Source organism: Pseudomonas tremae (genome assembly GCF_001401155.1).
In the GTDB taxonomy this organism is placed as follows: Bacteria; Pseudomonadota; Gammaproteobacteria; order Pseudomonadales; family Pseudomonadaceae; genus Aquipseudomonas; species Aquipseudomonas tremae.
On sequence record NZ_LJRO01000321.1, the window covers coordinates 1 to 3,466 of the forward strand.

The window sequence follows — 3,466 nt, forward strand, 5'->3', positions numbered from 1 at the left end:
GAAATTCCTATACATCAAGAGCACGGCGATTCCGGCATCTTTTTCCACGTCAGCACTCTTCATGGGAAGCCTCTCACTCGCCGCCAATCATCGGCGCATAGTCGATGCCGTAGTTTTTCAGCAGCGCTTCCTGGATCACCTTGCGTTTCGGGATGTTGCGCTCAAAGGCTTCCTTGGCCACGTGGTAATGCACATCGGCATCGAGCATGACGCGCACCTCTGCCGAGCGCCACTTGGCCTTTCCGTCTTCGGTTTCGAACTCATTCAACATGCCATTTCCTCATCCCGGTTAATTTTGTTAGCGGGCTGTTCCTCGCTGGTATCCATTAGGTCACAGGGGGGGAAATGCTGTCATGTAGCCAATTTTGGCTACTTGACATTTTCCTTAAAATCAGGCTGTTGACTCTAAGCATACAAATATCACGAAGCTCAAAAAGGTTATGAATTTCGAATTTGTCTTTAGCTCTAGACAGATAAACTCGAACCGTATGCGGGGATATACCCACTTCAATGGCAATCGTTCTCAACGAAAAGCCATGTGAATACATGATTACCGCTTTGCCCTCCTGCGGTGAAAGTTCAGGGAGCAGATCAGTTGTCCACTCTTCTTGCCCTTCCAGAAAAATCGCCATTTCAAAATCCCTCATGCACGACAGTACACACCCTATAAGAGCCTCCGGCATCCGTCTCTTATGTTGAGTGCTTTTGTCGAATGGATTAGTCGCCTTAGAGGCCGAAGAGCCGGAAGGCTATACGTTTTTCAGACAACCACTCAGCCACCGCCTTGCCCGAATGTGCAAGCACCACCAGCACCAGGCACGTTACAAATGTGTAGACGGTCGGTGCACCCGCCTTCGCGGTATGCACGTAGGTAAGGCCATCATGCCAATACAAAATGGCAGAGGTGACGACGCCGAAAAATGTGATCAACCCTTTGAAGCTGTGCAGCACACCCAATGGCACGGCGAGCGCCATAAAAATAACAAAGGCAGCGGCATATCGGACCGCTTTGAACAATGCCTTTACCACCGACCAACACAACGTCCCGAACGACCGGTTTTTTCGAGGGTTGCCTTTGCCCCGTCGAACTAGCGTGCAGGCCTTCCGCTGTTTGGCATCAGGAAAACTCACCACGTTATCGGGGACGGGGTCGTCTTCTTGGCCCGGGAATTTCACGACATTACTCATGACGCACCGCCTTGGTTTTCACCACATGCACTAGATCTGTTTTCTCATCAATCCAGCAGGTCCAGCATGTAACTACGCTAAGGTCAGACAACGCTTTCTTTAAAGTCTGCCGAAATTTGAAAAGCTCACCTGCTTCACTCCCACACATACCTTTAAGCGTCTCGACCTTGTACTGAAATGGCTTTTCATGAGTACTATAAAAGCCATGTAACCACAAAGCCAACGCTTTGCCTTTAAGAGATTGCCGCTCTTCGGTATCTAGGCCAGTCCATAGTCCATCCGCGAAAAAAACAGAAAATTTAGGATTGACCATAATCACATATTCCCGCGTATTTTCATCACGGTACATTTCATTTAACAACGTACCAAGATAAAAACGCTGACCATCCCCTAATTCGATTCCATAGAATGAAAGACGAGCTAATACATCGTTCAACCACAGGTAGTTAGCCTTGCCAACGTCGCGATTAATAGCTCGCAGAAAACTACCCGCTGTGAAACGTACTTTCGTACCCAACGTCTGATCTTGGTGGCGGTGTAGGCACTCCAAAAAAACATCCAAATCTGACTGATCGAGTTGTTCACCCGTCACGGACAAGGAAAGACCTTGAATCGTAACCTTGTGGACCTTTTTCTCGTACTTGCGTTTCCCTTTTTCGACCACACCGAATAGAGAGCTGCGCAAAATGGCATTAGCCATAGCCCGACGATCATCACCAGGTGATGGCAGAACAAGAGACAAACGAAAAGCTATCTCATCCTCAGCGACTTGAACGCCGTAAACAAGATTGCGCTCGTCGCAAGCCGGTTGCACCGAATCTTGCTGCTCTGCTACCTCACTTCTTTTTTTAGCTTTCTCGGCCATGGCCTTTAACCGACCTTCAAGGGGCTTAGTCATGAGCCCCCCCTTTCAAAGGACACGCCTCAACCTGTACACTCTGCAATGCCATCATTGCTTTGTCCTCATACTGCTTTGTTGGTATTCCTGCCCTTCTACTTTCCACGGTGTAGGGCAGGAATTTATTTTTCTGCGGCGTTTTTAAGCTCAGCTTTCTTAATAACCCCCCTAATAGCGCCAACAGAGACAACCGTCTTTTTATGCGTAGCGATCCATAGCGCTATAGCGTCATATGACAGTCCTTCATGCCTCAATCTCAAAATATCGACTTCAAAATCGACTACCCTCATGGTGTTTTCCCCCTCATTTTAGCAACCATCTGCATCTGCATCTGCATCTGCATCTGCATCTGCATCTGCATCTTTTTTTTATCCTCGGTGGGACTTCCTGTCAAGCCTTTATCCATAGCAATCACCTCAGCACGGGATAGCACCGATGATCGTACGGTATAGCGGGTAGCTCAGTACGGTATAGCGGGTAGCTCAGTACGGTATAGCGGGTAGCTCAGTACGGTATACATATGGCTGAAAGCCTCTATAAATAAGGCTTTCAGCTTTAGTGGCACTTTGACCTAGAAGCTTTTTAGAAAAAAGATATAGAAAAAAGACGCGCGTGCGACCCCCTCGCCTCTGTGGATAACTTTTTTGGCCCTCGAAGCAAAATCACAAGCAACGGCCAGAGCATTCGTGCTGCGCACTCACCCGCCTCAACCCCGCAAGCGGGGACCCCTTTCGGCGGAGAAAATCCAAAGCGGATGCTTTCGCACTCAGGGCAGAGCCAAAGCAAGAGCGCTATAAGCTCGTGAGCGCGCCGAGAAGGCGAAAAATCAAAAAAACCTGACTCAGGGGTGGCCTGACCATTGATCGCGCCTTAGGCGTGATCGTGGAGGCTTGCTTGTTTTCGAGATCGCACTGAGAATAGTACGTCATACGCATAACGCATAACGCATAACGCATAACGCATAACGCATAACGCATAAAGAGGTTGTAGCCATGCACAAGCGAATGACAATTACGCTGGATGAGGATGTTTACGATGGGCTGTACAGAACGGTCGGTAAACGCAAGATGAGCCAATTCATTGAGGACTTACTGAGGCCCCACGTTGTTGGTAAGTCACTCGATCTTGGCTATCAAGCTATGGCGGCAGACACGGCACGCGAAACCGCTGCAATCAACTGGTGCAATGCCCTGTCCGAGGATATGCGCGATGCTTCGCGGTGAAGTCTGGTGGGTTGAATTCGATCCTTCTGTTGGCAGTGAGATTAAAAAAACGCGGCCAGCAGTGATCGTGAGCAACGATTCAGCTAACCGCCATTTGGCACGGGTCGTTGTTGTACCGTTAACAAGCAGTACCGAGAGAACGTATCCCGGTGAAGCG

The 3,466-nt window shown here is 49.1% G+C and carries 6 protein-coding genes; 2 read left to right on the plus strand and 4 right to left on the minus strand.

Annotation, left to right across the window (positions count from 1 at the left end):
• Nucleotides 1-73 precede the first annotated feature (73 nt).
• From ALO43_RS18595 to trfA, 4 genes are all read right to left on the minus strand, one after another.
• Nucleotides 74-271: a hypothetical protein gene (locus ALO43_RS18595; RefSeq protein WP_005759570.1), complete on the minus strand. Its 198-nt coding sequence runs from the start codon at nt 269-271 to the stop codon at nt 74-76.
• 55 nt (nt 272-326) lie between these two features.
• The gene (locus ALO43_RS18600) at nt 327-632 is read right to left on the minus strand and encodes a helix-turn-helix transcriptional regulator (protein WP_020313352.1); all 306 of its coding nucleotides are present in this window, start codon (nt 630-632) and stop codon (nt 327-329) included.
• A 94-nt stretch (nt 633-726) separates the two neighbouring features.
• A complete protein-coding gene (locus tag ALO43_RS18605) occupies nt 727-1,188 on the minus strand; it encodes a hypothetical protein (RefSeq protein WP_054997902.1) in 462 nt (153 codons plus the stop codon).
• Nucleotides 1,181-2,086, minus strand: a complete 906-nt coding sequence (gene trfA / locus ALO43_RS18610; RefSeq protein ID WP_054997903.1) for a plasmid replication initiator TrfA — start codon at nt 2,084-2,086, stop codon at nt 1,181-1,183. Before trfA ends, ALO43_RS18605 begins: the two co-directional genes overlap by 8 nt.
• A gap of 992 nt (nt 2,087-3,078) precedes the next feature.
• Here trfA and ALO43_RS18615 point away from each other — a divergent pair.
• Nucleotides 3,079-3,309, plus strand: a complete 231-nt coding sequence (locus ALO43_RS18615) for a hypothetical protein (RefSeq protein ID WP_004668272.1) — start codon at nt 3,079-3,081, stop codon at nt 3,307-3,309.
• A partial coding sequence (locus ALO43_RS29200; RefSeq protein WP_162235605.1) for a type II toxin-antitoxin system PemK/MazF family toxin occupies nt 3,296-3,466 on the plus strand: 171 nt, incomplete at its 3' end. The genes ALO43_RS18615 and ALO43_RS29200, both read left to right, overlap by 14 nt.

Coding starts and splice junctions, on each gene's coding strand:
- ALO43_RS18595 (WP_005759570.1), bottom strand. CDS start 271: ATGTTGAATGAGTTCGAAACCGAAGACGGAAAGGCCAAGTGGCGCTCG.
- ALO43_RS18600 (WP_020313352.1), bottom strand. CDS start 632: ATGGCGATTTTTCTGGAAGGGCAAGAAGAGTGGACAACTGATCTGCTC.
- ALO43_RS18605 (WP_054997902.1), bottom strand. CDS start 1,188: ATGAGTAATGTCGTGAAATTCCCGGGCCAAGAAGACGACCCCGTCCCC.
- trfA (WP_054997903.1), bottom strand. CDS start 2,086: ATGACTAAGCCCCTTGAAGGTCGGTTAAAGGCCATGGCCGAGAAAGCT.
- ALO43_RS18615 (WP_004668272.1), top strand. CDS start 3,079: ATGCACAAGCGAATGACAATTACGCTGGATGAGGATGTTTACGATGGG.